This window comes from Streptomyces sp. NPDC058880, from assembly GCF_042742535.1.
GTDB lineage: Bacteria > Actinomycetota > Actinomycetes > Streptomycetales > Streptomycetaceae > Streptomyces.
In genome coordinates, this window is sequence record NZ_JBHYMC010000005.1 from 1 (window position 1) to 26,947 (window position 26,947).

The window sequence follows — 26,947 nt, forward strand, 5'->3', positions numbered from 1 at the left end:
ACGGGGTCCGCGGGCCCGCGGACCCCGTTGCCTCCGTCGGGACGTCTACGAGGCGATCAGGTGCCGACCGCTTCACAATTGACGATCCGTCAGGAACACTGGCGCGATGCGAAAGGGATCGCGGGCGGCCACCGCACTGCTCACCCTGTGCTGCACGGCCGTCGGCGGCCTCACCGGCTGCGGCGGCCCGGCGCGCGAGGGCTTCTCCGCCGTGGGCGCCGCCGCCCCGGGCCCCGAACGGGGCGCGGGGGAGAACGTCGCCCCGCAGGACGGCGTGGATTTCCACCAGCTCGGCGATCCGCCCGCGGCGGGCGGATCCGCCTCGCCGCGCCGTACGCAGGCCGGCCCCGCCGGATCGGGTACCGCAGGCAGCCGCATGACGGGTGGGGCGACGGCCACCGCGCCCAGCGGCTCCGTCGGCGCTCCCGATACCACCGCCGGAGCAGGCCGCACCCCTGGTACAGCCGGGGGGCCGGCCACACCAGGAGGGCCCGCCACACCCGGCGGCCCGGCCACACCGGCGAACCCCGCCGACCCCACCGCCCCGACGGGCCCCACCGGGCCTCCGAGCCCGCCCGGTACGACGCCTCCGGCGCCGCCCGCCACCCCGGCCCGGCTGGCGCTGTCCGCGCCGACCCGGTCCGCCACGGCCGACCGCCGGTGCGAGCGGGTCACCGTGACCTTCACCAACACCGGCACCACCGCCGCCCGTTCGGGCACGGTCAGCTTCGCGACGCACGTCATCGGCGCCCTCGGCATCGACTGGACCACGATCACCACGACCCAGGCACTACCCGCGCCCATCGCGGGCGGGGCATCGAAGACGCAGACCTACACGGTGTGCCTGGAGGCCTGGCGGGTGCCGCTGGGCATGCACGTGGACACCCGGAAGGTCACCGCGACCTGGAGCTGAGCCGCCCTGGCACCCGGAGCCCGGCACCTTCGGCGCCCGCTGCCGCTTCGGCCCCCCTCGGCGCGGCCCGCGACCTCACCACGACCCGCGATCCCAGCGCGGGCCAGGGCCTCGGCGCGGGCCAGGGCCTCGGCGCGGGGGGCGACCTCAGCGCATGACGACCCAGGCGACCGCGCCGATCACGAGCACGAGCGCGAGAGCCAGCCCGATCTTCACGGCCTGGCCGGACGACTTGGCCGCCTCCTGCTCGGCGCGACGCTGCTGGCGCGCCCCGGGGCCCGCCTGCCGAGCCGGCGCAGCCTCCTCGACGAAGGCCCGGAACATCTGGGTGCTGCCCGCCGGGTCGTAGTTGCCCTCGGGTGCCTGTGAGTTGTGGTTGTCAGCCATGGAGCAGGACCCTAGCCGGTTTTCCGATTCCTTTACCGCCCCGCCTCCAGATTAATTTGCCTGTAGCAACCATTGGCTTCTATGGTTGCCTCAAGCAACAAGATGGGAGGGTGCTCGATGCCGACGCAGACAACGCAGACGACGCGGACCACTCCGCACGAGGAACTGGCCCGCCGGCTGACCGGGATCGGCGCGGTCAAGCGGGAACTCGCCCGCAATCTGCCCCCGGACTGCCCGCCGGGCGCCGCCGCCGTGCTCACCGTGCTCGACCGGCACGGAGAGATGCGGCTGAGCCGGCTGTCCGACCTCATGGCCGTCGACATCTCGGTCACCAGCCGGCACGTCACCCACATCACCGCCCGCGGCTGGATCGAGCGCGAGCCGGACCCGGGCGACGGACGCTGCCGCATCCTGCGGCTCACCCCGGCCGGACGGGCGCTGCTCGCCGAGATCGGCGCCCGGTACACGGCCGCCCTGGAAAGAGCCCTCCACGACTGGTCCGCCCAGGACATCGACGTACTCAACACCCTGCTGGCCCGACTCCGATCGAGCTTCTAGAGGAAGGAAAGACATGGCCCAGTCGGAGACGACCACCGGCCCCGTGTCCGCATCCGTGGACATGACCCATTCGCAGATCATGAAGGCGCTGTCCGGGCTCATGCTCGGCATGTTCGTGGCGATCCTGTCCTCCACGATCGTTTCCAACGCCCTGCCCCAGATCATCAGCGACCTCGGCGGGACCCAGTCCTCCTACACCTGGGTGGTCACCGCCGCCCTGCTGTCCATGACGGCGGCCACCCCGCTGTGGGGCAAGCTGTCCGACCTCTTCAGCAAGAAGCTGCTGGTCCAGATATCCCTGGTGATCTACGTCCTCGGGTCCGTGGTCGCGGGCATGTCCCAGAACACCGGCACGCTGATCGCCTGCCGCGTGGTCCAGGGCATCGGCGTCGGCGGCCTCTCGGCCCTCGCCCAGATCGTGATGGCCGCGATGATCTCCCCGCGCGAGCGCGGCCGGTACAGCGGTTACCTCGGCGCGGTCTTCGCGGTCGCCACCGTCGGCGGCCCGCTGCTGGGCGGTGTCATCACCGACACGGAGTGGCTGGGCTGGCGCTGGTGCTTCTACGTCGGCGTGCCCTTCGCGATCATCGCGCTGATCGTCCTCCAGAAGACCCTGCGGCTGCCGGTCGTGCGGCGTGATGTCAAGGTCGACTGGCTGGGCGCCTTCCTGATCAGCGGCGCCGTGTCCCTGCTGCTGATCTGGGTCACCCAGGCCGGCGACTCCTACGAGTGGATCTCCTGGCAGACCTGGGCGATGACGGGCGGCTCGGTGGTCCTCGGACTGCTCTTCGTCCTCGTCGAGTCCCGTGCGAGCGACCCGATCATCCCGCTGCGGCTCTTCCGGAACAAGACCATCACCCTCGCCTCGATGGCCTCCCTCTTCGTGGGCATCGCGATGTTCTCGGGGACCGTGTTCTTCAGCCAGTTCTTCCAGCTGGCCCGGGGCGAGTCCCCCACGATGTCCGGAATCCTGACGATTCCGATGATCGGCGGGCTCTTCGTCTCCTCCACCGTTTCCGGTCAGGTGATCACCAAGACCGGCAAGTGGAAGGCCTGGCTCGTCTCGGGCGGTGTGCTGCTGACGGCCGGGCTGGGGCTGCTCGGCACCCTGCGGTACGACACCCCGTACTGGCACATCGCGGTCTACATGGCGGTGACCGGCCTCGGTCTCGGCATGATGATGCAGAACCTGGTCCTCGCCACCCAGAACCAGGTGGCCCCCGAGGACCTGGGCGCGGCCAGCTCGGTGGTCACCTTCTTCCGCTCCCTCGGCGGCGCCATGGGCGTCTCGGCACTCGGCGCGGTCATGGCCCACCGGGTCACCCACTACGTCCAGGAGGGGCTCACCGCCCTCGGCCCGAAGGCCGCGGCCCTGGGCCAGAGCGGCACCGCCGGCGGCGGGATCCCCGACCTCGACAAGCTGCCCGCGCCGATCCGCGAGGTCATCGAGTCCGCGTACGGGCACGGCGTCGGCGACGTCTTCCTCTACGCCGCCCCGTTCGCGCTTCTCGGACTGGTGCTGGTGGTGTTCATCAAGGAGGTCGCCCTGAAGTCGAAGCCCGCGGCGCACACCCCGGCGGCGGCTTCGGACGGTGCCTCGTCCGCCGGTGCGGCCAGGGCCGGCGAGGTCGTGGACGCCACCGTCAAGGCCTGATCCCCTCTGCTCCCACCGAGCGCCGCCCCGTCTCCCGGGCGGCGCTCGGTCGTGCGCGGGCTGTGCCCGGGCGCGGCCGGGCACAGTTCGGGCCGGGGCTCGCGCCGAGCCCCGGGCCGGGCTTCCGGCCGGGCTCAGGCCGGGCTCGTGCTCAGGCCGGTACGCCGGCCGCGGTGGCCTGGACCTGGATGCCCGCGATCAGGACGTCGAGCGCCAGGCAGAAGTCGCCCTCGGGCGTCCGCCGGACCGCGCCCCCGCAGCCGTGCAGGAACTGCCGGACGGCCAGGTGGGCGCCGGTCCGGGCGGCCCCCATCAGCCCGGTGGCGTCCATCAGCCGCTGGAGGGCGGCGTCGAAGGCCCGCGCGTGCGGGCCGATGTTCGGGTAGGCGGCACTGAGCGGAGCCACCCACGGGTGGTCCGCCAGCACCCGCCGGTAGCCCAGGGCCAGGTCCTTCAGCCCGTCCGGCCAGCCTGCCCCGCCGCCCCCCGGCTGCCCCGTCGGCAGGGCCAGCTCGCCCAGGACCCGGTCCAGGGCCAGTTCGAGCAGGTCGTGCTTGGTGTCCACGTACCAGTACAGGGACATCGCGGTGACGCCGAGACCGGAGGCCAGCCGCCGCATCGAGAACCGGGCGAGTCCGTCGGCGTCGAGCAGCCGCACGGCGGCATGGGTGATCCGGTCCCGGTCGAGCCCGGAGGGTGCTTCGGCGCGGCGTCTCCCGGGCGGGCCGGACCTGGCCACCAGCCACACACTGGATCGGGTCTCTCCCGGATCGGCCGCGGTCACCATGCAGGCACCCTCCTCGGGACGGCTGGACCGGCCCCGGAATGCCCGGTCCGCCCTCTTGATGCTAGGGGGTGGGCCGCCGATCGGGCCGGAACGGGGAGCGGTGTCCGATGCCACGGGATCTCCCCGACCCTCAGAGGCCCCCGCCGGCCAGGGCCGGATGACAGGCGGAGGCCGTGTACACAGCCGCGGATGACGCTTGGTCAGGACACCGGTGCGGTCAGGTCGTAGAAGGTGGCACCTCCGACCGTGGACTCCTTGAACGTGGCCTTGACCCAGTTCTCGATCTCCGTGCTGGTGCCACCGCCGGGGCCTCCCGGACCGCCGCCTCGGCGTCCGCCGTCCTCGCCGGCGCCCGCGGCGCCACTGCTCTGGCCGATGAACCAGTGGATCCTGCCGTCCCGCACGTACTCCTTGAACTGCTCCAGGGTCGGCGAGGGGTCGCTGCCGTTGAAGCCTCCGACCGGCATGACGGGCACGCCCGAAGCCAGCTGGTAACTGGCCGCGTTCTGCGAACCGATGGCCGCCGCCGCCCAGGTGTAGTCCTCGGCGTCGGCCGTGAGGGCCGCCTTGGCCTCGGCACTGACCTGGGCGCCGTTGAGCAGGCCACCTGCGCCGCCCGGGCCTCGGCCGCCCTGCGTCCCGCCGGGGCCGCCTCCCGGCCGCCCTGCTCCGCGGCCGCCCGCTCCGGGCGTACCGTCCTGCCCCTGCCCCTGCCCCTGCCCCTGCCCCTGCCCCGGCGGTACCGCGCCCTGCGGCAGCGTGCCACCGGGCTGCTGCCCGCCGCCCGGCCAGGTACCGCCGCCGCGCTGGCCGCCGTCCTGGCCGCCCGGACCGCCCTGCCCCATCCCGCCGGGGGCGCCCGGACCGCCGGGCATCCCGCCGGGGCCGCCCCGGCTTCCCGCCACCGCCGGTCCGGCGGTCACGATGGAGCCGGTGTGGCCGGTGCTCACGGTGGTCATGCAGTACGCGAACGGCCCGGCCAGGGCCGCCGCCACCCCGACTCCCGCGGTGAGCTGGAGCATCCGCCGGCCGGCCCGCCCCGCGAAGGGCAGCGCGACAGCGGCGACGAGCCCGCCCACCAGCACCGCCCAGCGCAGCCAGGGCAGGTAGTCGGTGGCACGGCCGAGCAGGACGTATGACCAGATCGCCGTCAGTGCGAGCGTGCCGGAGAGGGTGATGGCGGCCGGCGTGCTGCCGCGTTCCTCCCACAGCACGGCGACGCCCATACCGATCAGCGCGGCCACGAAGGGCGCCAGTGCGACGGTGTAGTACTCGTGGAAGATGCCCTGCATGTAGCTGAAGACCAGCGCGGTGATCAGCAGCGAGCCGCCCCAGGCCAGGAAGGCCGCGCGGGCCATCCCGTCCACCGAGTCGGTGGTGCGGCGGGCCCGCCAGGTGATCACCAGCCCGGCGACCAGCAGCACCAGGGCAGCCGGCAGCAGCCAGGAGATCTGCCCGCCGATGTTGCCCGAGAAGAGCCGGTCGATGCCGCTCTCTCCCCAGCGTCCACCGCCGCCGGCGCCACCGGGTCCCCCCGCTCCACCGCCGCCGACACTGCCGGTCTCGTTGCCGTTGATCCGTCCGAGGCCGTTGTAGCCGAGCGTCAGCTCAAGGAAGGAGTTGTTCTGCGATCCGCCGATGTAGGGACGGGAGGAGGCGGGCCACAGTTCGACGACGGCGACCCACCAGCCGCCCGCCACCACCATCGCGCCGCCCGCAAGCAGCAGCTGGCCGAGCCTGCGGCGCAGCCCGGTGGGCGCGCAGACCGCGTACAGCACGGCGAGCGGCGGCAGGATGACGAAGGCCTGCAGGGTCTTGGTGAGAAAGGCGAAGCCGACCGCGACCCCGGCCCAGACCAGCCAGCGGGTGTGCGCCCCTTCGAGGGCCCGCAACAGGCAGTACACGGTGACGGTGAGCAGCAGGGTCAGCAACGCGTCGGGATTGTTGAAGCGGAACATCAGCGCGGCGACGGGTGTCAGCGCGAAGGCTGCACCGCTCAACAGCGCGGCTCCCGGTCCGAACTGGCGGCGTACGGCGGCGTACAGCACGCCGGTGGTCGCCACGCCCATCAGGGCCTGCGGGGCGAGGATCTGCCAGGAGCCCAGCCCGAAGAGGCGGACCGACAGCATCATCGGCCACAGCGCGGCCGGAGGCTTGTCGACGGTGATGGAGTTGCCCGCGTCGGAGGAGCCGAAGAAGAAGGCCTTCCAGCTCTCGCTGCCGGCCTGCACCGCTGCCGAGTAGAAGGAGTTCGCGTAGCCGGAGGCGCCCAGGTCCCACAGGAGCAGGACTGCGGTGGCGATCAGCAGGCCGGCGAGGGCGGGCCGTTCCCAGCGGGGCCGGGCGACAGAGGCGCCGGCCACGGCGGCCGGGAAGATCGGGATTGCTGCCGTGGTCATCGGCTCTCCTTGGATATAGACGGGCGGGAATCGGTGCCGCGCCGCTCGGGGAAGACCCATGCGCGCAGGAGCAGGAAGCGCAGCACGGTGGCTGCGAGGTTGGCGGTGATCAGGACGGCGAGCTCGGTGCCGTGCGCGGGATGGGGCGTGGCCGCGGTGAGGGCGGCGAGGGAACCGCTGGTGAGGGCCAGCCCGATACCGAAGACCACCAGGCCCTGGGCCTGGTGGCGTACGGCACGCGCCCGGCCGCGGACCCCGAAGGTCAGCCGGCGGTTGGCCGCCGTGTTGGCCACGGCGGAGAGCAGCAGGGCCGCGCCGTTGGCCAGCTGGGGGCCGGCCCCGCCCCGGAAGGCGGAGTACAGCACCAGGTAGAGCAGGGTGGAGAGGACTCCGACGGTGCAGAAGCCGATGAGCTGGCGGGCCAGCCCGCCGTCCACCCCGGGCACCGCGGTACGGTCGCGCGGATCGTCGCCGAAGGGGCGGGCGAGCCGGTCGAGTGGGAGCGCTCCGACGGCCAGCGCCCGGCCGACGCGCCAGACGCCCTTGAGGTCATCGGTGGCGGTCTTGACGATGTGCACGGTGGAGTCGGGGTCGTCCACCCAGTCCACGGGCACTTCGTGGATCCGCAGGCCGGCCCGCTCGGCGAGCACGAGCAGCTCGGTGTCGAAGAACCAGCCGGTGTCCTCCACGAGCGGCAGCAGTCGCTCGGCGACCTCGCGCCGGATGGCCTTGAAGCCGCACTGGGCGTCGCTGAACCGGGCGGCGAGGGAGGACCGCAGCAGGAGGTTGTAGGCACGGGAGACGAACTCCCGCTTGGCTCCGCGGACGACCCGCGAGGAGCGGGCCAGCCGGGTGCCGATGGCGAGGTCGGAGTGACCGGAGATCAGGGGGGCCACCAGCGGCAGCAGTGCGTTCAGGTCGGTGGAGAGGTCCACGTCCATGTAGGCGAGGACGGGGGCTTCGGAACCGGACCAGACCGTACGCAGGGCCCTGCCCCGGCCCTTCTCCTCCAGACGGGTGCTGCGTACGCCGTCCAGCGCCGCGGCGAGCCCGGCCGCGACCTCGGGGGTGCGGTCGGTGCTCGCGTTGTCGGCGACCGTGATCCGGAAGGGGTAGGGGAAGGTCCGGGTGAGGTGCTCGTGCAGTCGGCGCACGCACGGGCCGAGGTCCTTCTCCTCGTTGAAGACCGGGATCACCACGTCAAGGACGGGCTCGCCGGGCACAGGCGCGAGGGGCGCCCGTGCCGGAAGGGCCCCGGGAGAGGTGTCGGTTGGCATGTTCCGACACTCCCGCGGCCTCCTGTCACCTCAGTGTGCTGAGCCTGTGCCCCGTCTGTGAGTCCGCAGCCGCCGCCCCGGTGGACCCGTCGAGCGGTAGGACGACGTCGAAGCAGGTCCGACCCGGTTCGCTCTGCACGTCGACGCTGCCGCCGTGGGCCGTGACGACGGCCTGGACGATGGCCAGTCCGAGGCCCGTGGAACCGGCGGCACGGGAGCGGGAGGCGTCACCACGGGCGAAGCGTTCGAAGACGCGGGGGAGCAGCTCGGGTGCGATGCCGGGCCCGTCGTCCTCGATGCGCAGTCGGACGGCGGATGTTTCACGTGAAACATGGGCGGTGACGGTGGTGCCGGGCGGCGTGTGCGTACGGGCGTTGGCGAGCAGATTGACCAGCACCTGCTGGATGCGGGCCGCGTCGGCGCGTACGGACGCGGGCTCCTCGGGCAGGTTCAGCCGCCAGTGGTGATCGGGCCCGGCGGCCCGGGCATCGCTGACGGCGTCGATGACGAGCGGAGCGAGGTCGGTTTCGGCGTCGGCGGTGGACAGCGGACGCCCGGCGTCAAGCCGGGCCAGCAGGAGCAGGTCCTCGACCAAGCCGGTCATCCGGGTGGCCTCGGACTCGATCCGGCCCAGGGCGTGCCGTGTGTCGGGCCCGGGCTCCTCGCGGCCCCGCCGGGTGAGTTCGGCGTAGCCGCGGATGGAGGCCAGCGGCGTGCGCAGCTCGTGGCTGGCATCGGCGACGAACTGCCGCACCTGCGTCTCACTCTGCTGACGGGCCGTGAGGGCGGACGCGACGTGCCCGAGCATCCGGTTGATGGCGGCACCTACCTGGCCCACCTCGGTGCGGGGGTCGGCCTCGGCGTCCGGGACCCGTTCGTGGAGTGCGGGCTCGCCCTTGTGCAGGGGCAGTTCGGAGACCCGGGTGGCGGTGGCCGCGACCCGGCGCAGCGGGCGCAGGGCGACGCCCACCAGGGCCTGCCCGGCGAGCGAAGCGGCGATCAGTCCAGCCAGGGTGACGCAGACCTCGACCCCGACCAGAGCTCCGACAGTGGCGTTGACCTCGCTGAGCGGGAAGGCCAGGACGACGGTCCGGTCGGGGGAGGCCAGCACCCGGTAGGCGCCCAGGCCCGGCAACTCGGCGCCCACCGCCCGCTCGGGCGACCCCTGCACGGTCTTCTGGGCGGCCGCGGCGAGGGTGGTGCTCTGGGCCTCGGTGAGGGACGGCGGCACCTGGTCGGGAGACCAGCCCTCGCCGCGAGTGTTGCGGGCGCTCCCGAGGACCGCGCCATGGTGATCCAGGCGAACCCCCACGGCGTCCAGCGGGCTGCCGGGGGCCATGACGATGCCCGCGCCGTTCTCCCGGGCCGCCTTGCCGCCGGGTGCCCGGGCGGCCATCCGCATGGACGTCTCCAGCTGCTCGTCGAGCTGGGTGACCAGGTACGAGCGGAGAGCGAGGGTGGTGACGGTTCCGATGGCCGCTCCCACGACGGCGATCAGGGCCACCGCCGCGACGACGAGCCGGGTCCGCAGTGACCAGGGCCGGCGCCCGCCCGGTCGCCGGATCCTGCGCGGTGCCACTACTCGGCCGGCTTGATCAGGTAGCCGGCGCCGCGCCGGGTGTGGATCATCGGAGGCAGGCCGAGGCCGCTCTCCAGCTTGCGGCGCAGGTAGGAGATGTAGAGCTCGACCACGTTGGCCTGGCCGCCGAAGTCGTAGGACCAGACCCGGTCCAGGATCTGCGCCTTGCTCAGCACGCGCCGCGGGTTGCGCATCAGATAGCGCAGCAGCTCGAACTCGGTGGCCGTCAGGTGGACGTCCTGGCCGCCGCGCACCACCTCGTGGCTGTCCTCGTCGAGGCGCAGGTCGCCGACGGTCAGCACGGAGCCGCCGCGCGCCGCCTGCGCCGCACCCGAACGCCGCACCAGGCCGCGCAGCCGGGCCACGACCTCTTCCAGGCTGAAGGGCTTGGTGACGTAGTCGTCGCCGCCCGCGGTGAGGCCCGCGATGCGGTCCTCCACAGAGTCCTTGGCGGTCAGGAACAGGACGGGAACTTGGGGGATCTCCCGGCGCAGCTGTCCGAGGACGGTGAGACCGTCCATGTCGGGGAGCATGACGTCGAGGACGACCACGTCAGGGCGGAAGTCGCGCGCGGCCCGCAGTGCCCCGGCGCCGTCGCCGGCGCTGCGGACCTCGCAACCTTCGTAGCGCAGGGCCATGGACAGCAGCTCGGAGAGGGAGGCCTCGTCGTCGACGACGAGCACCCGGCAGGGCCCGCCGTCGGGCCGTACCAGAGCCGTGTGGTTGCTGGTGGACGTGGACGCAAGGGAGGTGGTCGTCGCAGTCATACGGACACGCTCCCCGGTGCCTCTGAGAGCGTTCTTGCCCCAACCTGTGAATTTCCTGAGAAAGGGCCCCGCCCGTCGGGGGAGCGGGCGGGTGGTGGGGGCGGGTCAGCCGTCGAGCCGGAACAGCCGGGCGCCGTTGTCGTGGCAGACCGCCCGTAGCCAGGGGTCGCCCAGGCCCAGTCGTTCGAGGGCGGCGAGCTGGTGCTCGTACGGGTAGGGGATGTTCGGGAAGTCGGTCCCGAACAGGATCCGGTCGCCGAGGTCCGCGAGCCGTCCGAGGTCCGCGGGCGGGAACCCGCCGAACCGCTCGGAGAAGTCGGTGAAGGCCATGGTGGTGTCAAAGCGCACCGTCGGATGGCGGTCGGCCAGGTCGAGGAAGTCCGCGTACTCGGGCAGGCCCATATGCGCGATGATCAACGGCAGCCGGGGATGGCGGTCCAGCAGCCGGGCGACCGGGGCGGGGCCGGTGTACCTGCCGGGGACGGGACCGGAGCCGCAGTGGATCACCGTGGGGATATCGGCCTCGGCCAGCAGCCCCCAGACCGGGTCGAGCAGGCGGTCGTTCGGGTCGTAGCCGCCGACCTGGAGGTGTGCCTTGAACACCCGGGCACCTGCCTCCACTGCCTGGTGGACGTACGCGTCCACCCCCTGCTCCGGGAAGAAGGTGGCGGTGTGCAGGCAGTCGGGTGTGCGGGCCGCGAACGCGGCGGACCAGGCGTTGAGCCAGGCGGCCATCTCCGGCTTGTGCGGGTAGAGCATGGAAGTGAAGGCTCGGACCCCGAAATCCCGCAGGAGCGCGACGCGCTGCTCCTCCTCATGGCGATAGGTGATGGGCCACTCGACGCCGGTCAGGGGGCCGATCGCATCGAAGTGGTCCCACACCTTCTCCAGGACCCGCTCGGGCATGAAGTGCGTGTGGACGTCGACCAGTCCGGGCAGCCCGAGCCTCTGTCGGAAGACGCGGACCGCGTCAGCCGTTGCGGACACAGCCGTGGCTCCGCTCGACGGTGGCGATGCGCGGGGTGCGGCTCTCCTGCCAGTCGGCGCGGCCCGTGCTCCCGGCCTTCCGGTGCTCCGGCTCCTCTCGCCGGACGGCGAGGGACCCGCGGCCCAGGAAGGAGGCGGCGGTGCGGGCCGGGCCCTCGGCAGTGCGCGCGGACGCGTGGCCGAGGCAGCCGGGGACGGCCTGGACGATCTCGGTGCGGAGGCCACGGGGAACGGCCATGGCACTGGGCGGTTCGAAGGCTCCCGGGGGCTGGAGGGTCATGCTCACCACCCTCTGCGGAGCGCCCCCGGCGTGTCCACCGGATCGGCACGGAGGATCCAGGAGATCCGGGACATGGCCGTGTACCGGCCCTCCTGGTTCCCCGGCCAGGACATCAGAACAGCCCGTCCTGCTCCGCGGGCGGGGCTCCTGCGGGCGGGATCTGTACAACCGGAACCGAGGTCACCGCCCCCTCGCACGGTGCGGCGAGCTCCCAGCCGGCCAACAGCCGGGTGTCGACCACCAAACCGTCCTCGACGTGCAGATCGGGCCCGGCGGCACCGACCAGCCGCCCCACGACGGCCCCGTCGGCCGTCATCTGCGCGACCACCCGGTCCGGGGACGGGCGCCCCTGCCAGTCGTCCATCCCGAACACCGCTGCATGGTCGGAGACTTCACATCCCAGCCGCTTCAGGGACTCCGGCCACCCGGCCAGGGCCACAGCCCGGCCGTGCAGCTCTGCGACCTCCCGCGCCCGCTCCGGCGCGCCGGGCAGATGAGCCCGTACGGCGCGCTTGCGCGCGTACGGGATCCGGTCGGGCACCCCGAGCGCCGCCCGCAACAGCTCCTCGGTACGCCGGGCCGCCATCAGCGGCCCGCGTCCCAGCCAGGTCCACGACATCGCACCCTGCTCCAGCAGCCGGGCACGGCCGCGCTCCTCGGCGGTGATCCCGACCTTGACCAGGCCGGGGCCGAACCAGGCCAGATAGACCCGGTAGGTCCGCGGATCGGCGGCGTTGGTGTCGGCCGCCACGGAGAACGACCGGTCGAGGCGGGCGCATTCGGGGCACTGCGCACCGCCTCCAGTCCCGGGAACGGTGGCGGAGGCCGGACAGGGCGTCCGCTTCCCGGCCCTCCACACGCCCAGGCAGTGCCGTTCCCCGCGTGCGACGAAGGCCAACAGCTGCCCGTACTCCAGCGCGCTCGCGCGCTCGCCTCTCCCTTGGCCGTACCAGCCGATGACGGGCCCGGACCCCTTCCACCGGATCCCGGTGCACCACCAGGTCACAGCGGGAGCGGCCGCTCGAAGAAGGTGTCCAGGACGACGGTCGCGTGCGTACCGCTGACGCCGTCGATGGCGTAGAGGCGGCGCAGGACGTCCTGCAACTGCTCGGTCGAGGCCGTGCGGACCTTCACCAGCACCGACGCGCTGCCCGCGATGATGTGCGCCTCCTGGATCTCCGGGATCGCGGCGAAGGCTTCCGCGGACTCTCCCATCCAGGCGTTGGCGTCGACCATCACGTAGGCGAGGACCCCGCTGCCGACGGCGGTCGGGTCCACATCGATGGTGGTCCGCCGGATCACCCCGCGCTCGCGCAGTTTGCGTACCCGCTCATGGGTGGCCCCGGCAGAAAGCCCGACGGCCGTGCCGAGGGCCGCGTAGGACTGCCCGGCGTCCTGCTGCAGGCGCAGGACGAGCGCCCGGTCGATGTCGTCCACGCAATCTTCCTCTCTTGGGCCTGACAACCCTTGCGAAGACGGTACCTGTTCCTGCAATCTCACCATCAGACCGAACAAAATTCGGCAATCTTCTCTCAGGGGGAATCATGTCTGCCATAGCCGACCTCACCTTGTACGAGATTCTGGACGAACGCTTCACGACCGGCCGCTGCACCCACGGCGACGCCCGGCTGGACCGGCTCTACGACGACTGCCGCTGGGCAGAGGGCCCGCTGTACCTGCCGGCCTGGCGGCAACTCGTCTGGAGCGACATCCCCAACGACCGGATGCTGCGCTGGGACGAAGCGACCGGGGCGGTCTCCGTCTTCCGCTCACCCGCCGGCCACTCCAACGGCAACACCCTCGACCGCGAAGGCCGCCTGATCTCGTGCGAACAGGGCAACCGGCGCGTGACCCGCACCGAGCCCGACGGCAGCATCACCGTCATCGCCGACCGCTTCGAAGGCAAACGCCTCAACAGCCCGAACGACGCGGTGGTTCGATCGGACGGCTCCGTCTGGTTCTCAGACCCCGACTTCGGCATCACCACCGACTACGAGGGCCATCGCGCATCCAGCGAGATCGGCGCCTGCAACCTCTACCGAGCCGACCCCTCGACCGGCGAGGTGCGCATCGTCGCCGACGGCTTCCTCGGCCCCAACGGCCTCGTCTTCTCCGCCGACGAGAACGAGCTGTACGCCGCGGACACCAGGGCGGGCCACATCCGCGCCTTCAAGGTCACCGACGACGGCACCCTCACCGACGACCGGGTCTTCACCACCTGCCCCGGCATCGACAACATCCGCTTCGACGACCAGGGCCGGCTCTGGGCGGCCGCGATGGAGAACGGCGTCCACTGCTATGCCGCGGACGGGACCCTGATCGGCCGACTGCGCATCCCCGAGCCCGTCTCGAACATCGCCTTCGGCGGCCCCAAGAACAACCGCCTCTTCATCACCGCCACCACCTCCCTCTACTCGCTGGTGATGTCGGTGACCGGCCTCCCCCGGGTCCTCTGAGGCCGGCCGGGCGGCTACCGGGCGACGAACTGCGTCAGGATCGCCTGCACCTCGTAGATGTCGACACCCTTGGTGAAGGTCTTCTCGATCGGCGTCGAGCTGCCGGATATCCAGATCTTCAGCTCGGCGTCCAGATCGAAGTGGCCGGCCGTCTCCACGGAGAAGTGCGTGATGCTCCGGTACGGGACGGAGTGGTACTCCACCTTCTTGCCCGTGAGCCCCTGCTTGTCCACGAGCACCAGCCGCCGGTCGGTGAACAGGATCGTGTCCCGGATCAGCAGGAAGGCCGCGTGCACCTGCTCCCCCTGCCCCAGCAGCCGCGCGTAGTCCCGCTGCGCCGACACGGGGTCGACGGTGTGCGCATTCCCGAACAGTCCCATGATTGCCCCCGTTTTCCAGCCTCGGACGATCTGCAAGAACCGTACCGACGCCGCCGGGTCACCGGCGTCCCCCGCCAGAGCCATCCTGCCCCTGACATCTTCCGGGGGACCTCCTCCCCAGCAAGGAGGACATCCCGCCCGACATCTCCTGGGCATACGCCAGAGGCCCCGGACTTTCGTCCGGGGCCTCTGATCTGCGTGCACTCGGCAGGATTCGAACCTGCAACCTTCTGATCCGTAGTCAGATGCTCTATCCGTTAAGCTACGAGTGCTTGGGCTTCCCGGGGTTTTTCGCCCCGTTGGCCTTGCGAGAACAACAATACATGGACCTCGCCGGGACGCGAAATCCATTACCCAAACCACTCCTGACCTGGGAAAACACTCCCACCGAAGATCATCCACACGGGTCGGCGCAAGGAGCGGTCAAGGGTGCGGCGCGCCGGAAGAGCGCACGGCAGCGCACAGAAACACCCCGGTCGGCGCGAAGGCCACGGAACGCATCGAAGCCCCGGTCCTGACGGACCGGGGCTTCGATGAACTGCGGAGGCGGAGGGATTTGAACCCTCGATGGGTGGTAAGACCCAAACCGCATTAGCAGTGCGGCGCCATAGACCGGACTAGGCGACGCCTCCAGCACACCCTCGCGTACGAAGGTGCGTGCAGATGATGACACAGGCGCGGGGCCCCTCACCAATCCGCTCCCACGGTACTAGGCGGGGCGGGCCGAGGGCAAAGCCTTAAAGACCCCGCCGCACGCAACATCGGCGCGCTCACGTCGTTGGTCAGGCGTACGACGTCCGGACGACCTGGAGTGCCCCATGCTGCGTCTCGCCGCCTTCGCCGTCACCTCGGCCCTGGCCACCGCGGCCGCCGGGCCGCTGCCCCCACTGCCCCTGGGACAGCTGCTGGCCCCGCCCGACCGGCTGACCATGACCATGGCCGACACCGGCAACCGCCAGCTGGACCGCGAGTACACGCTCGAATGCGGCCCCGTCGGCGGCGACCACCCGGAGGCCGAGGGCGCCTGCGCCCGACTGGACCAGTTCGCCAGGGAGGGGCGCAACCCCTTCGCCCCCGTGTCCCCGGACCAGATCTGCACCAAGCAGTACGGCGGCCCCGCCACCGCACGCGTCACCGGAACATGGAACGGACGCAAGGTGAACGCCACCTTCCGGCGGACGGACGGATGCGAAATCAAGCGCTGGGACGAGTTGGAACCTCTGCTTCCGAGTGGGCGTTCCTGACCTGGGAGGATGCCCGGAAGCGGCGTTGCCGGCCCCACATCGGCCACCCCGCCGCGAGCCTGTGGCCTTAGACTCCTCCCGTGACTTGCCGGTAGTCGTTGGTCAGGGAGGAAGCTCGTCGTGAGCAGCAGGCCATCCCGAGGCGCTGCTCGCCTCGCAGCAATACTCGACGCCCTTCCGGACGCGCTGTTGCTCGTCAACGCCAACGGCACGGTCGTCAACGCCAATTCGATCGCGCTCGAGGTCATGGAGAGCCCCGGCACCGGACTGGTCGGCCGAGGCCTGCTCGACCTCCTGCCCGAGTTCGACTCCAAGCTGATCCCCGGCTCCATGCGTCGGCCCGGCGAGGACACCGGCGGCCGCACCAAGCCCAAGCGGATGATCGCCCGCCGCACCGACGGCTCCGAGTTCCCCGTCGAGGTCACCAGCGCCCACCTTGACGGCCGCGACGCCTACCGCGAGCCGCAACCCGCCTACACCGGTGACGAGCTGCTGATGCTCGTGGTCCGTGACCTCTCCGAGACCGTCGACACCGAGGCCGAGCTGGCCCGGTCCCAGCGGCAGACCGAGATGATCCTGCGCGCCGCCGCCGAGGGCGTCGTGGGCACCGATACCGACGGCCGCGTCGTACTCGTCAACCCGGCGGCCGCCCAGATCCTCGGCTACCGCGCCACCGACCTCGGCAACCGCGAACTGCACGGCCTGGTCCAGCACTCCCGCGCCGACGGCTCGCCCTTCCCGTTCGAGGAGTCCCCGCTCGCCGACACCCTGCGCAGCGGACGCAAGCACCGCGTCCGCGGGCAGGTGCTGTGGAACAAGGCCGGGCAGCCGGTCGCCGTCGACCTGACCACCTCTCCCGTACGGGACGGGGAGCAGCTCGTGGGCGCCGTCATGACCTTCACGGACCGCCGGCCCTACGACGCCCTGGCCGCGCGGCACGCGCAGCTGATCGCCGTCCTCCGGGACTCCCTGCGCGGCCCGCTGGACGAGCTGCGCGGCGAGCTGGCGACCCTGGCCGCCGACGACGCCGGACAGCTGTGGCCGGAGGCCAACCAGCTCCTGCACCACCTGGCCGCCGGGTACTCCCGGATGACCACCCTGGTGGACAACGTGCTCGGCTTCCAACGCCTGGACGCCGGCCGCGACAAGCTCTCGAAGAAGAAGGTCCTCATCAACGGCGTGGTCACGGCCGGCGTCGACGGTGCCGTCGAGCTGATCGGCCCCGGTCGGGCCCGGTTCGCCGTCCACGCGCCCACCATCGAGGCCGAGGTGGACGCGGAGCGGATCTCGACCGCCCTCGCGCACCTGGTGGCGGACGTCGCCGGCGTGGACGCCACCGGCAAGACCCGTCAGGGCAGCGGATACAGCGATTCGACGATCGTGGTGGCCGCCGCGCAGCGCGGCGACGTCGTACGGATCGAGGTGCGCGGTCCCTACGAGGGCGGCGACCCGGTCCACGAGCCGATCGTCAGGGGCATCGTGGCCGCGCACGGCGGTGTGCTGCAGACGGTGGAGGTGCCGGGCGCACCCGGCGGTGCCTACGTCCTGGAACTCCCGCTCGGCGCGGGGGCCGGGACGGTGACCCTGCCCGAGCCGCCGGAGGAGCCCGCGGGGGGCGCCGGGCCGGACGGCTCCGGAACGGCCGGGGGCGCCGCCCCCGGGAAGGTCTCCGGCGGCCGGCGGGGCCGGCGCGGAGTGGACGCCTTCCTGGAGGACGAGGCCCCGGGCCGCGGGGCCGCGCAGGACGGGGCGGGCGGAGGCGCTCTCGCGCTGCCCTCGGGCCGGCGGCGAGCGGCCGAGGCCACGCCGCAGCCGGGTCCCGAGCTGGCGCAGTCCCCGGTGAATCCCGCGGGCCTCGGTACCGGACGCAGGCGCGGCCGGGCCGGTGACGACAGTGGCGAGAGCGGCGCTCCCGAGGGCCAGAGCGGCCCCGGTCGGCCCGTGGCACCGCAGGGCAACGCCATGCCGGCGCTACCGCCCGTGCCCGCAGTACCTCCGGTTCCGGTGACCGAGCACCCGGCCGGCCGGCGGCGTGCGCTGGGGCAGGCCGGTCCGGCCCAGCCCGGCGGTCCCGTCCCCGCGACGGGGCTCGGCCCGACGCCCGCTCCGGCTCGGCCCATCGCCCCGGAGGGCGGCTTCGCGCTGCCCGCCGGCCCGGCCCCGGTGCCCCCCGCCGCACCTGCTCCCGCAGACTCCGGCCCGGCAGCCGCCAGCCCGGCTGCCACTGCCTCCGAGGGCGAGGGTGGGTCCGATGCCGCGGCGCCGGCGGGGCGGCGTGGCCGCAGGGCCCTGGGAGCCCCCGGTACCGAGCCCGAGGCCCCGGCCGCCGCAGCGTCCGACGTGCCTGCCGAGAACCCGACCGGGCGTCGGCGCGCGCTGGCCGGTGCCCCCGCGTGGCCGGTTCCGGGCCGTACCGCTGCCGAGGAGGACGGGGCCTCCGGCCAGGTCGCGGTCCCCGGAGCACGCCGGCCGCAGGACGCCCCGGTGCAGGGGCAGTCCGCGCAGCCGATCAGCGTGCGGGCTCTGGGCACGCTCGGCCAGGGCATCGCCGTCGATCCCGCCGGAGCGGCCCCTGCCGCGGGTTCCGGCTCCGGCCGCCGTCGTCGGCTCGCCGAGCCCAGCCCGCAGGGGCGGGCCTTCGCCATAGGTGCCCCGGAGGCGGGTTCCGACGAGGGCCCCGAGCCGCTGGACGGCCCGGGCGGTGCGGTCGAGGTGGTCAACCGGCCCGTACCGCAGCCCGTGGACGACGAACTGCCGCCTGAGCCACTGGACAACCCGCGCCGGCTCCTGGTGTGGCCGGCGCCCGACGTGCAGACGCAGCAGGCGCTCAGCGACCGCGGCTACCGGCCGGTGGTCGTGCACTCCCGCGAGGAGGTGGACGCGCAGATCGCCGCCTTCCCGGCCGCACTGTTCGTCGACCCGCTGACCGGGCCGATCACCCGGACCGCTCTGCAGTCGCTGCGGCAGGCTGCGGTGGCCGCCGAGGTGCCCGTACTGGTCACGGCCGGGCTGGGGCAGGCCACGCGGGAAGCCGCGTACGGCGCCGATCCGGCCGTGCTGCTCAAGGCACTGGCGCCGCGCGATAGCGAACAGCACCCCTCCCGCGTGCTGCTGATCGAGGAGCGGGACGAGATCGCGATCGCGCTCACGGCTGCCCTGGAGCGGCGCGGCATGCAGGTCGCCCGGGCGGGCGCGGACACCGACGCCGTGGAACTGGCGACGCGGATGCGGCCCAACCTGGTGGTCATGGACCTGATGCAGGTGCGCCGTCGGCGGGCCGGGATCGTGGACTGGCTACGGGCCAACGGGCAGCTGAACCGCACCCCACTGGTCGTCTACACGGCGACCGGCATCGAGCCGGCCGAACTTCCGAGGCTGGCCTCGGGCGAGAGCGTGCTCTTCCTCGCCGAGCGGGCCACCACGGCAGACGTGCAGGGCCGCATCGTGGACCTGCTGGCCAAGATCGGCACCAACTAGCGATCCTGGCCCGATGGCCATCATCCACACGACCGAGCACACCGTCCCCGCCGACAACGGGGAGGTGAACCTTCTCATCGCACGACAGGTCGAGCCCGGGCACGAGGAGGCGTTCGAGGCCTGGGCGCACGGGATCTTGGAGACGGCAGCCGGTTTCCCGGACCATCTGGGCTACGGGCTCTTCCGCCCGGCGACCGAGGGCGGGCCGTGGTTCCTGGTCCACCGCTTCCGCAACCAGGCCGCCTTCCAGCGCTGGCAGGACTCTCCGGAACGGGCCCAGTGGTTCTCCAACTGCCTGGGCCACCACCATACGGAGATAGCCCGGCGGGAACTGCACGGAATGGAGACGTGGTTCGCCAAGCCGGGCACGACCCGGCCCGCGCCGCCGCGGTGGAAGATGGCCATCAGCTCGGGGCTGGCCATCTTCCCCCTCTCGCTCGCGGGCAACGCGCTGCTCGGGCCGTACCTGGTGGATCTGCACGTCGTGCTGCGCACGGCCGCCTTCGCGGTCGTCTTCAGCACCCTGATGACCTACCTGGCCATGCCCGCAGTCAGCAGGCTGCTGCGGCCATGGCTCACACGCTAAACCCCGTCGGGGCCACCCCCCTCAGGCGATCTTGGTGACCTCCAGTGCGCCGTCCGCGTACTGCTGGCGGATCACCTTCTTGTCGAACTTGCCGACGCTCGTCTTCGGCACGGCGTCGACGGTGCTCCAGCGCTCCGGCAGCTGCCACTTGGCGATCGACTGCGAGAGGAACTCGCGCAGTCCCGTGTAGTCCACGGTCGCGCCGTCCTTGAGGACGACGGTGGCCAGCGGCCGCTCACCCCACTTCTCGTCGGGGACGGCGACCACCGCGGCCTCGGCGACCTCGGGGTGCGCCATGAGGGCGTTCTCCAACGAAACGCTCGATATCCACTCTCCGCCGGACTTGATCACGTCCTTGGCGCGGTCGGTGAGGGTGAGGTAGCCGTCCGGGCTGATGACTCCGACGTCCCCGGTCTTGAGCCACCCGTCGGCGCTGAACTTGTCCTCGGGCTGGAAGGGTTCGCCGGCGGCACCGCCGTAGTAGGCGTTCGCTATCCAGTTGCCGCGTACTTCGAGCTCGCCGGCCGACGCGCCGTCCCAGGGCAGCAGGTCGCCGCCGGGGCCGACCAGCCGGGCTTCGACACCTGCCGGGAAGCGGCCCTGGGTGATCCGGTAGGGCCACTCCTCCTCTGCGCTCAGGCCGGCCGGCGGGTGCGCCATCGTGCCCAGCGGGGAGGTCTCCGTCATGCCCCAGGCGTGACAGACGCGGACCCCGAGCTTGTCGTAGGCCTCCATCAGGGAGGGCGGGCAGGCCGCTCCGCCGATGGTGACCTGCTTCATCGAGCTCAGGTCACGGGGATGGGCGGTGACCTCCGCCAGCAGCCCCTGCCAGATGGTGGGGACGGCCGCGGCGTGCGAGGGCTTCTCCCGCTCGATCATCTCGGCGAGCGGGCCGGGCTGCAGGAAGCGGTCCGGCATCAGCATGTTGATGCCGGTCATGAAGGTGGCGTGCGGCAGGCCCCAGGCGTTCACGTGGAACTGCGGAACCACCACGAGGGTGGTGTCCTTGTCGGTCAGCCCCATGGACTCGGCCATGTTCACCTGCATGGAGTGCAGGTAGAGGGAGCGGTGGGAGTAAACGACGCCCTTCGGGTCCCCGGTCGTGCCGGAGGTGTAGCACATGGCGGCCGCCTGGCGCTCGTCCAGCTCCGGCCAGTCGTAGCTGTCGGAGCGGCCCTCGATGAGCTCCTCGTACTCGTGGACACGCACGTTCAGGCCGTCGAGCACCGAGCGGTCGCCGATGCCGGTCACGACGACGTGTTCGATGGTCGGCAGATGCGGCAGCAGCGGTGCCAGGAGCGGCAGCAGCGTGCCGTTGACCAGGACGACCCGGTCGGCGGCGTGGTTGACGATGAAGACCAACTGTTCCGCGGGAAGCCGCAGGTTCAGCGTGTGCAGGACCGCACCCATGGAAGGGATCGCGAAGTACGCCTCCACATGCTCGGCGTTGTTCCACATGAGGGTGGCGACACGGTCGTCCTGCTGCACCCCGAGCTCGTCGCGCAGGGCGCCGGCGAGGCGGGTGGCGCGGAGGCCGATCTCGGCGAAGCTGCGGCGGTGCGGCTCTGCCTCCCCGGTCCAGGTCGTGACCTGGGACTTCCCGTGGATCGTCATCCCGTGACGGAGTATGCGGGTGACGAGGAGCGGTACGTCCTGCATGGTGCTGAGCAAAGCGTCCTCCCGGTGAGCGCTGCGGCGCTGCGGCGGCTACGGATGCTGCCGATTCTGCGCACGTACCGCTCGGTCTGTCACTACCCGGGAGTAGAAACCGCTTCCGGTTTCACGTGAAACATTCTCTGGTTTCACGTGAAACATCGCCCGCCTCAGCGGACCGGGGTGAGTTCCGGATCCTCGCGGAGTTTGCCCAGCGCGCGGGAGACGGCGCTCTTGACCGTGCCGACCGAGACTCCCAGCAGCTCTGCCGTCTGCACCTCGCTCAAGTCCTCGTAGTAGCGCAGGACGACCATGGCCCGCTGCCGGTCGGGAAGCCGGGTCACCGCCCGCCACATCGCGTCGCGCAACGCCTGGGTCTCGGCGGGGTCGGAGAAAGAGGTTCCGTCGGCCTCCGGGAGCTCGTCGCATACGAACTCGTCCACCTTGCGCTTGCGCCACTGGGAGGTGCGGGTGTTGACGAGGGTCCGCCGGACGTAGCCGTCCAGGGCACGGTGGTCCTCGATGCGGTCCCAGGCCACGTACGTCTTCGCGAGGGCTGTCTGGAGCAGGTCCTCCGCATCGCACGGGTTGGCGGTGAGGGAGCGCGCGGTGCGCATCAGGACCGTGCCGCGGGTACGGACGTACGCCGAGAACGACGGGTACGGCGTCGGATTCGAGGCGAGCGTGCACACAGGCGGGGTCATGTCTCCACGCTAGGAGCGCCCGCCATTCCTGGAATCGCCCGCAGGTGCCGATGGGGGATCCATCTCAGGTTGTAGGAGTGGGGCCCTCCCCACCCCCTGAAGGTGGAGGGGGCGGGGGCCCGGCCGGGACCGGGGTCTCAGCCGTCGGCGCCGAGGATCAGCCCGGACGTCGGCACCCCGGTGCCGGCCGTGACGAGTGCGTGTGAGGCATCCGCCACCTGGTTGACCGAGGTGCCGCGCAGTTGACGGACGGCCTCGGCGATGCCGTTCATGCCGTGCAGGTACGCCTCTCCGAGCTGGCCTCCGTGGGTGTTCAGCGGGAGAGTGTCCGCGGCCACGAATGCGGCGGCCTCACCGGGTTCACAGAAGCCGAACCCCTCGAGCTGCATCAGGACGAAGGGCGTGAAGTGGTCGTAGAGAATGCCGACGTCGATGTCGGAAGGCCGCAGTCCGCTCGTGCGCCACAGCTGGCGCGCGACCACGTCCATCTCCGGCAGCCTGGTCAGGTCGTCGCGATAGAAGGAGGTCATGCCCTCCTGGCGGCGTCCGGCTCCCTGTGCCGCAGCGGTGATCACGGCGGGGGCGTGCCGCAGGGTGCGAGCCCGTTCGGTCGTGGTGACCACGAGGGCCTGGCCGCCGTCGGTCTCCTGGCAGCAGTCCAGCAGCCGCAGTGGTTCGACGATCCAGCGCGAGGCGGCGTGGTCGGCGAGGGTGATCGGCTTGCCGTGGAAGTAGGCGGCGGGGTTGTTCGCGGCGTGGCGGCGGTCGGTGACGGCGACGTGTCCGAAGGCCTCAGGGGTGAGGTGGTAGGTATGCAGGTAGCGCTGGGCGGCCATGGCCACCCAGGAGGCGGGGGTCAGCAGTCCCCAGGGCAGCGACCAGCCGAGCGCCGCGCCCTCCGCCGAGGGCTCGCGCTGCTGGACGCCGGAACCGAAGCGGCGCCCGGACCGCTCATTGAACGCGCGGTAGCAGACGACGACCTCCGCCACCCCGGTGGCGACGGCAAGAGCGGCCTGCTGGACAGTGGCGCAGGCGGCGCCCCCGCCATAGTGGATACGGGAGAAGAAGGACAGCTCACCGATGCCCGCCGCCTGGGCGACGGTGATCTCGGGGCTGGTGTCCATCGTGAAGGTGACCATGCCGTCGACGTCGGCGGGGGTGAGACCCGCGTCGTCGAGAGCCGCGTGCACGGCTTCGACGGCGAGTTTGAGCTCACTGCGACCGGAGTCCTTGGAGAACTCGGTCGCGCCGATGCCGGCGATCGCGGCCCGGCCGCCGAGCTTGTCCCGGCTACGCACACTCATGCCGCCACCTCCGCGGTGACCGTGCCCGACACATGGTGGCCGAGGCCGTTGGCTCCTACGACCCGGATCTCGACCGTGTTGCCGAGCACGGCCGTGACGGTGCCGGTGAGAGTCATGGTGTCCCCCGGATAGTTGGGGGCGCCAAGGCGGATGGCCACCTTGCGCAGGACGGCCCGAGGCCCGAGGCAATCGGTGATGTAGCGGCCGACCAGACCATTGGTCGTCAGGATGTTCATGAAGATGTCCGGGGAGCCCTTCTCCCGCGCGAGCGCCGCGTCGTGGTGCACGTCCTGGTAATCGCGGGAGGCGATCGCGCCCGCGACGATCAGGGTGCGGGTGACCGCGATCTCCAGGGACGGCAGCGTGTCACCGACGTTCATGCCCGCTCTCCCTCGGCTATCGCAGCTCCCAGCTCGGCCAGCAGCTCGCCGCCGCAGCCCAGGTAGGCGTCCAGCTGGCGCCCCCACAGGAAGTGCCGATGGACGGGATGGTCCAGATCGGCGCCCATGCCGCCGTGCAGGTGCTGCCCCGCATGTACGACGCGCTTGCCCGCCTCGGAAGCCCACCAGGCCGTCGTCAGCGCGTGCTCGTGCGCGGCGAGCCCCTGGTCGATACGCCAGGCCGCCTCGTACGCGGTCACCCGGATCGCCTCGGTGTCCATGTACGCGTCGGCCGCACGCAGCATGACCGCCTGGTTGGTGGAGAGCGGACGGCCGAACTGCTCACGGGAGGAGGTGTGCTCCACTGCGCGGGCCAGCGAGCCCGCGCAGACGCCCGCCTGGAGCCCTGCGAAGGCGGTGCGCGCGGCGGCGAGGCTGTGCTCGTAGGCGCCCTCGATGCCGATGCGTTCGGCGTCGGCCCCGCTCAGGACCAGTCGGCCCGCCGACCAGGGCGCGGTCGTCTCGACGGGTGACGTCCGCACACCGGGCGCATCGGTCCGTACGAGCCACAGTGCCCGCTCGGTGTCCGGAACCAGCACGTGAGTGGCGTCGCGCAGCCAGGGGACGGTGGGGGCGGTCCCGGTGAGCCGGCCGCCCCGGGCGGTGATCCGGCCGCGGGCGGGGAAGGCTCCGGTGGCCACCGCGTCCCCGCTGCCGAGCGCGGGCAGGAGGCGGGCACGCTGTTCGGGGCTGCCGTGGGCGGCCACCGGGAGGATTCCGTAGACGCAGGTGGCGGCGTAGGGGACCTGGGCCGTCGTGCGGCCCTGCTCCTCCAGCAGAAGGACCAGCCCGAGCAGGCCGATCTCCTGGACCGCGGCCGTCAGACCGGCTGTGGTGAGGGCCTTCCACAGTTCGGCATCGCTGCCGGTGCCGGTGGCGGCGAGGCGTTCATGGGTGGAGAGGTCAGCGAAGATCCGCGCGGCCAGACCGGCAGCGGCGGCCTGTTCCTCGGTGGGGTGGAAGTCCATCAGGCCTCGCTCCCGCGGAAGACGGGAAGTTCCAGGTCGTCGTCGACGCGCAGGAACTCCAGTTGGACGGGAAGGCCGATGCGCACCTTGTCGTACGGGACACCGGTGATGTTGCTGATCATGCGTACCCCTTCGGCGAGCTCGACGAGCGCGACCGCATAGGGCGGGTCGAAGGCCGGGAACGGCGGATGGTGCATGACGACGTGGCTGAACACGGTGCCGGCCCCGGAGGCCTCGACCGTGTCCCACTCGGGGCTCGCGCAGGTGTTGCAGCCGGGGAGCCAGGGGAAGCGGAGGGTGTCGCACGAGGTACAGCGCTGGATCAGCAGCCGGTGGTCCCGGACGCCTTCCCAGAAACCCCGGTTGTCACGGTTGACCACGGGGCGGGGGCGCCGCGCGGTGGTCTTCACGCGGGGCGCGTCCTCCTTCGCCGGCCGTCCTGCGGGCGCGTACTTGAGGATACGGAAGCGGTGGGTACCGACCGGCTCCCCGCCCGCGCGGATGTCCATGCGGGTCGTCACGAAGTGGCCGCTGCCCAGCTTGGTCGTCTTGCGCGGCGACACGGACTCGATGACCGCGTCGAAGGTGACCGTGTCGCCGGAGCGCAGCGGGCGGAAGTACTCCTGTTCGCAGTCGGTGGCGACGACGGAGGTGAAGCCGGCGTCGTCGAGGAGCGCGAAGAGCTCGTCGTAGGCGGAGGAGCGGTCGGAGTGGCCGGAGAGCCCGCCCATCGTCCAGGCCTGGAGCATGGTAGGGGGAGCGATGGCGCCCGGCCCGGTGTAGGCGGGGTGGGTGTCGCCCATCGCCTCGCACCAATGTCGGATCATCGGCTCGTTGACCGGGTCCTTGCCGCGGCCGGCGGTGGCGGCCGGTGCGCCCTCGAAGGCCGCGAGCAGCGCCTGGAACCGGGCGGCCTCCCCGGCCGTACCGGTCGCGTCCGCCGTCATCGCTTCCTCCCCTTCATCCCGAGCCGCATCATGGCGACGATCTCCCGCTGAACCTCGCTCACCCCGCCGCCGAAGGTGTTGATCTGCGCGGCCCGGTTCATCCGCTCAAGCTCGCCGCCCGCGAAGGCTTCGGGCCCCCGGACGAGCGCCTCCTCACCCACCACCTCCTGGCACATCCGGTACACCTCGACGGCGGACTCGGTACCGAGGAACTTCACGCCGCTGGCGTCACCGGGGGCGAGGCTTCCGCTGCGCACGTCCTGGACGAGACGCCAGTTGAGGAGGCGTACGGCCGCCAGCCGGGCGTGGGCCTCGGCGAGGCGGGACCGCACCCAGGCAAGGTCGGCGGGCCGCTCCCCAGTGGCCGGGTCGGGGGTGCGGACGTGCCGGAGGGCGAGCTCGTAGAAGTCCTCGGCCTGCATGCCGATGGCGGCGAGGGCCACGCGCTCGTGGTTCAGCTGGTTGGTGATCAGTTCCCAGCCGCCGTGTTCGGGGCCGACGAGGTTTCCGGCCGGCACGCGGACGGAGTCGTAGTACGTCGCCGTGGTCGTGAGCCCGCCGACGGTTTCGATCGGCGTCCACGAGAAGCCGGGGTCGCCGGTGGGGACGAGAATGATCGAGATGCCCTTGTGCTTCGGGGCTCGGGGGTCGGTGCGGCAGGCCAGCCAGATCCATTCGGCGTTCTGGGCGTTGGAGGTGAAGATCTTCTGCCCGTCGATCAGCCAGTCGGCTCCGTCACGGACCGCCCGGGTGCGCAGTGCGGCGAGGTCGGTGCCGGCCTCGGGCTCGGAGTAGCCGATGGCGAAGACGATCTCGCCCGAGAGGATCCGGGGGAGGAAGTAGTCCTTCTGTTCTTCGGTCCCGTACTTCATGAGGGTCGGGCCGACGGTGTTCAGCGTGACCATGGAGACGGGAGCGCCGGCCCGGTAGGCCTCGTCGAAAAAGACGAACTGCTCATCCGCCCCGCGGCCCTGTCCGCCGTAGGCGACGGGCCAGCCGAGGCCGAGCAGTCCGTCGGCGCCGATCCGGCGCAGCAGTCCGCGCTGACGGGCCGGATCTTCGGGGACTCCGTCGGGCAGCAGTTCCTTGAAGTACGCGCGCAGTTCGGCACGGAGCCGCAACTGGCCTTCGGTCGGGGCGAGGTGCACGGCGCAGGCCTCCCGGCGTCCATGTCATCAAGATAACTGACTGTCCGTCAGA

At 71.9% G+C, this 26,947-nt stretch carries 25 protein-coding genes and 2 tRNA genes; 7 read left to right on the forward strand and 20 right to left on the reverse strand.

Going from position 1 to position 26,947, the window contains the following annotated elements; translation table 11 throughout:
- Nucleotides 1-106 precede the first annotated feature (106 nt).
- The gene (locus ACFW2G_RS04585; RefSeq protein WP_384580947.1) at nt 107-913 is read left to right on the forward strand and encodes a hypothetical protein; all 807 of its coding nucleotides are present in this window, start codon (nt 107-109) and stop codon (nt 911-913) included.
- A 147-nt stretch (nt 914-1,060) separates the two neighbouring features.
- Here the strand turns inward: ACFW2G_RS04585 and ACFW2G_RS04590 are convergent, their stop codons facing one another.
- Nucleotides 1,061-1,300 carry a hypothetical protein gene (locus tag ACFW2G_RS04590; RefSeq protein WP_037920149.1) on the reverse strand — a complete coding sequence of 80 codons (240 nt, stop codon included), beginning with the start codon at nt 1,298-1,300 and terminating at the stop codon, nt 1,061-1,063.
- 117 nt (nt 1,301-1,417) lie between these two features.
- Between ACFW2G_RS04590 and ACFW2G_RS04595 the strand changes: the two genes are divergently transcribed.
- Nucleotides 1,418-1,858: a MarR family winged helix-turn-helix transcriptional regulator gene (locus ACFW2G_RS04595; RefSeq protein ID WP_052030341.1), complete on the forward strand. Its 441-nt coding sequence runs from the start codon at nt 1,418-1,420 to the stop codon at nt 1,856-1,858.
- Nucleotides 1,859-1,871: 13 nt separating this feature from the next.
- Nucleotides 1,872-3,512: an MDR family MFS transporter gene (locus ACFW2G_RS04600; protein ID WP_384580949.1), complete on the forward strand. Its 1,641-nt coding sequence runs from the start codon at nt 1,872-1,874 to the stop codon at nt 3,510-3,512.
- Nucleotides 3,513-3,663: 151 nt separating this feature from the next.
- Here ACFW2G_RS04600 and ACFW2G_RS04605 read toward each other — a convergent pair whose 3' ends face one another.
- From ACFW2G_RS04605 to ACFW2G_RS04645, 9 genes are all read right to left on the reverse strand, one after another.
- Nucleotides 3,664-4,299: a TetR/AcrR family transcriptional regulator gene (locus ACFW2G_RS04605; RefSeq protein ID WP_384445749.1), complete on the reverse strand. Its 636-nt coding sequence runs from the start codon at nt 4,297-4,299 to the stop codon at nt 3,664-3,666.
- A 200-nt stretch (nt 4,300-4,499) separates the two neighbouring features.
- Nucleotides 4,500-6,698: an ArnT family glycosyltransferase gene (locus tag ACFW2G_RS04610; RefSeq protein WP_384580951.1), complete on the reverse strand. Its 2,199-nt coding sequence runs from the start codon at nt 6,696-6,698 to the stop codon at nt 4,500-4,502.
- Nucleotides 6,695-7,975 carry a glycosyltransferase gene (locus ACFW2G_RS04615; protein ID WP_384445753.1) on the reverse strand — a complete coding sequence of 427 codons (1,281 nt, stop codon included), beginning with the start codon at nt 7,973-7,975 and terminating at the stop codon, nt 6,695-6,697. The genes ACFW2G_RS04610 and ACFW2G_RS04615 overlap by 4 nt, the downstream gene beginning before the upstream one ends.
- A gap of 25 nt (nt 7,976-8,000) precedes the next feature.
- Nucleotides 8,001-9,554 carry a sensor histidine kinase gene (locus ACFW2G_RS04620; RefSeq protein WP_384445755.1) on the reverse strand — a complete coding sequence of 518 codons (1,554 nt, stop codon included), beginning with the start codon at nt 9,552-9,554 and terminating at the stop codon, nt 8,001-8,003.
- Complete coding sequence (locus ACFW2G_RS04625; protein ID WP_037920160.1) at nt 9,554-10,321, reverse strand: response regulator transcription factor; 768 nt, start codon at nt 10,319-10,321, stop codon at nt 9,554-9,556. Before ACFW2G_RS04625 ends, ACFW2G_RS04620 begins: the two co-directional genes overlap by 1 nt.
- A gap of 105 nt (nt 10,322-10,426) precedes the next feature.
- Entirely contained in the window at nt 10,427-11,308 is an 882-nt protein-coding gene (locus ACFW2G_RS04630; RefSeq protein ID WP_384445757.1) for an amidohydrolase family protein, read from the reverse strand.
- Nucleotides 11,292-11,588 carry an antibiotic biosynthesis monooxygenase gene (locus ACFW2G_RS04635; protein ID WP_384445759.1) on the reverse strand — a complete coding sequence of 99 codons (297 nt, stop codon included), beginning with the start codon at nt 11,586-11,588 and terminating at the stop codon, nt 11,292-11,294. The genes ACFW2G_RS04630 and ACFW2G_RS04635 overlap by 17 nt, the downstream gene beginning before the upstream one ends.
- A 112-nt stretch (nt 11,589-11,700) precedes the next feature.
- On the reverse strand, nt 11,701-12,594 hold the full coding sequence (locus ACFW2G_RS04640; RefSeq protein WP_384445761.1) for a DUF2797 domain-containing protein: 894 nt from the start codon (nt 12,592-12,594) through the stop codon (nt 11,701-11,703).
- The gene (locus ACFW2G_RS04645) at nt 12,591-13,025 is read right to left on the reverse strand and encodes an Lrp/AsnC family transcriptional regulator (RefSeq protein WP_037920164.1); all 435 of its coding nucleotides are present in this window, start codon (nt 13,023-13,025) and stop codon (nt 12,591-12,593) included. Before ACFW2G_RS04645 ends, ACFW2G_RS04640 begins: the two co-directional genes overlap by 4 nt.
- 107 nt (nt 13,026-13,132) lie before the next feature.
- Between ACFW2G_RS04645 and ACFW2G_RS04650 the strand changes: the two genes are divergently transcribed.
- Nucleotides 13,133-14,044 (forward strand): SMP-30/gluconolactonase/LRE family protein, encoded by a 912-nt coding sequence (locus tag ACFW2G_RS04650; protein WP_384445764.1) that lies wholly within the window; start codon nt 13,133-13,135, stop codon nt 14,042-14,044.
- A 14-nt stretch (nt 14,045-14,058) separates the two neighbouring features.
- Here the strand turns inward: ACFW2G_RS04650 and ACFW2G_RS04655 are convergent, their stop codons facing one another.
- The 3 genes from ACFW2G_RS04655 to ACFW2G_RS04665 form a co-directional block, all read right to left on the reverse strand.
- Nucleotides 14,059-14,424 (reverse strand): PH domain-containing protein, encoded by a 366-nt coding sequence (locus ACFW2G_RS04655; RefSeq protein ID WP_030839590.1) that lies wholly within the window; start codon nt 14,422-14,424, stop codon nt 14,059-14,061.
- 199 nt (nt 14,425-14,623) lie between these two features.
- Nucleotides 14,624-14,696: transfer RNA gene (locus ACFW2G_RS04660), tRNA-Arg, on the reverse strand.
- Nucleotides 14,697-14,965: 269 nt separating this feature from the next.
- Nucleotides 14,966-15,056, reverse strand: a tRNA-Ser gene (locus ACFW2G_RS04665).
- 186 nt (nt 15,057-15,242) lie between these two features.
- Between ACFW2G_RS04665 and ACFW2G_RS04670 the strand changes: the two genes are divergently transcribed.
- The 3 genes from ACFW2G_RS04670 to ACFW2G_RS04680 all read left to right on the forward strand — a co-directional run bounded on the left by ACFW2G_RS04670 (nt 15,243) and on the right by ACFW2G_RS04680 (nt 19,731).
- The gene (locus tag ACFW2G_RS04670; RefSeq protein ID WP_037920168.1) at nt 15,243-15,668 is read left to right on the forward strand and encodes an SSI family serine proteinase inhibitor; all 426 of its coding nucleotides are present in this window, start codon (nt 15,243-15,245) and stop codon (nt 15,666-15,668) included.
- A gap of 120 nt (nt 15,669-15,788) precedes the next feature.
- Nucleotides 15,789-19,145: a PAS domain-containing protein gene (locus ACFW2G_RS04675; RefSeq protein WP_384580954.1), complete on the forward strand. Its 3,357-nt coding sequence runs from the start codon at nt 15,789-15,791 to the stop codon at nt 19,143-19,145.
- A gap of 13 nt (nt 19,146-19,158) precedes the next feature.
- A complete protein-coding gene (locus ACFW2G_RS04680; RefSeq protein WP_384445769.1) occupies nt 19,159-19,731 on the forward strand; it encodes an antibiotic biosynthesis monooxygenase in 573 nt (190 codons plus the stop codon).
- 21 nt (nt 19,732-19,752) lie between these two features.
- Here the strand turns inward: ACFW2G_RS04680 and ACFW2G_RS04685 are convergent, their stop codons facing one another.
- The 7 genes from ACFW2G_RS04685 to ACFW2G_RS04715 all read right to left on the reverse strand — a co-directional run bounded on the left by ACFW2G_RS04685 (nt 19,753) and on the right by ACFW2G_RS04715 (nt 26,895).
- The gene (locus ACFW2G_RS04685) at nt 19,753-21,402 is read right to left on the reverse strand and encodes a long-chain fatty acid--CoA ligase (protein ID WP_384445771.1); all 1,650 of its coding nucleotides are present in this window, start codon (nt 21,400-21,402) and stop codon (nt 19,753-19,755) included.
- Nucleotides 21,403-21,554: 152 nt separating this feature from the next.
- A complete protein-coding gene (locus tag ACFW2G_RS04690) occupies nt 21,555-22,088 on the reverse strand; it encodes a SigE family RNA polymerase sigma factor (RefSeq protein WP_037920174.1) in 534 nt (177 codons plus the stop codon).
- Nucleotides 22,089-22,225: 137 nt separating this feature from the next.
- Entirely contained in the window at nt 22,226-23,392 is a 1,167-nt protein-coding gene (locus ACFW2G_RS04695; protein WP_384445773.1) for a lipid-transfer protein, read from the reverse strand.
- Nucleotides 23,389-23,772 carry a MaoC family dehydratase gene (locus ACFW2G_RS04700; RefSeq protein ID WP_384580956.1) on the reverse strand — a complete coding sequence of 128 codons (384 nt, stop codon included), beginning with the start codon at nt 23,770-23,772 and terminating at the stop codon, nt 23,389-23,391. Before ACFW2G_RS04700 ends, ACFW2G_RS04695 begins: the two co-directional genes overlap by 4 nt.
- A complete protein-coding gene (locus ACFW2G_RS04705) occupies nt 23,769-24,800 on the reverse strand; it encodes an acyl-CoA dehydrogenase family protein (RefSeq protein WP_384580958.1) in 1,032 nt (343 codons plus the stop codon). Before ACFW2G_RS04705 ends, ACFW2G_RS04700 begins: the two co-directional genes overlap by 4 nt.
- Entirely contained in the window at nt 24,800-25,747 is a 948-nt protein-coding gene (locus ACFW2G_RS04710; RefSeq protein WP_384580960.1) for a bifunctional MaoC family dehydratase N-terminal/OB-fold nucleic acid binding domain-containing protein, read from the reverse strand. Before ACFW2G_RS04710 ends, ACFW2G_RS04705 begins: the two co-directional genes overlap by 1 nt.
- Entirely contained in the window at nt 25,744-26,895 is a 1,152-nt protein-coding gene (locus tag ACFW2G_RS04715) for an acyl-CoA dehydrogenase family protein (protein WP_384445781.1), read from the reverse strand. Before ACFW2G_RS04715 ends, ACFW2G_RS04710 begins: the two co-directional genes overlap by 4 nt.
- Between the last annotated feature and the right edge of the window lie 52 nt (nt 26,896-26,947).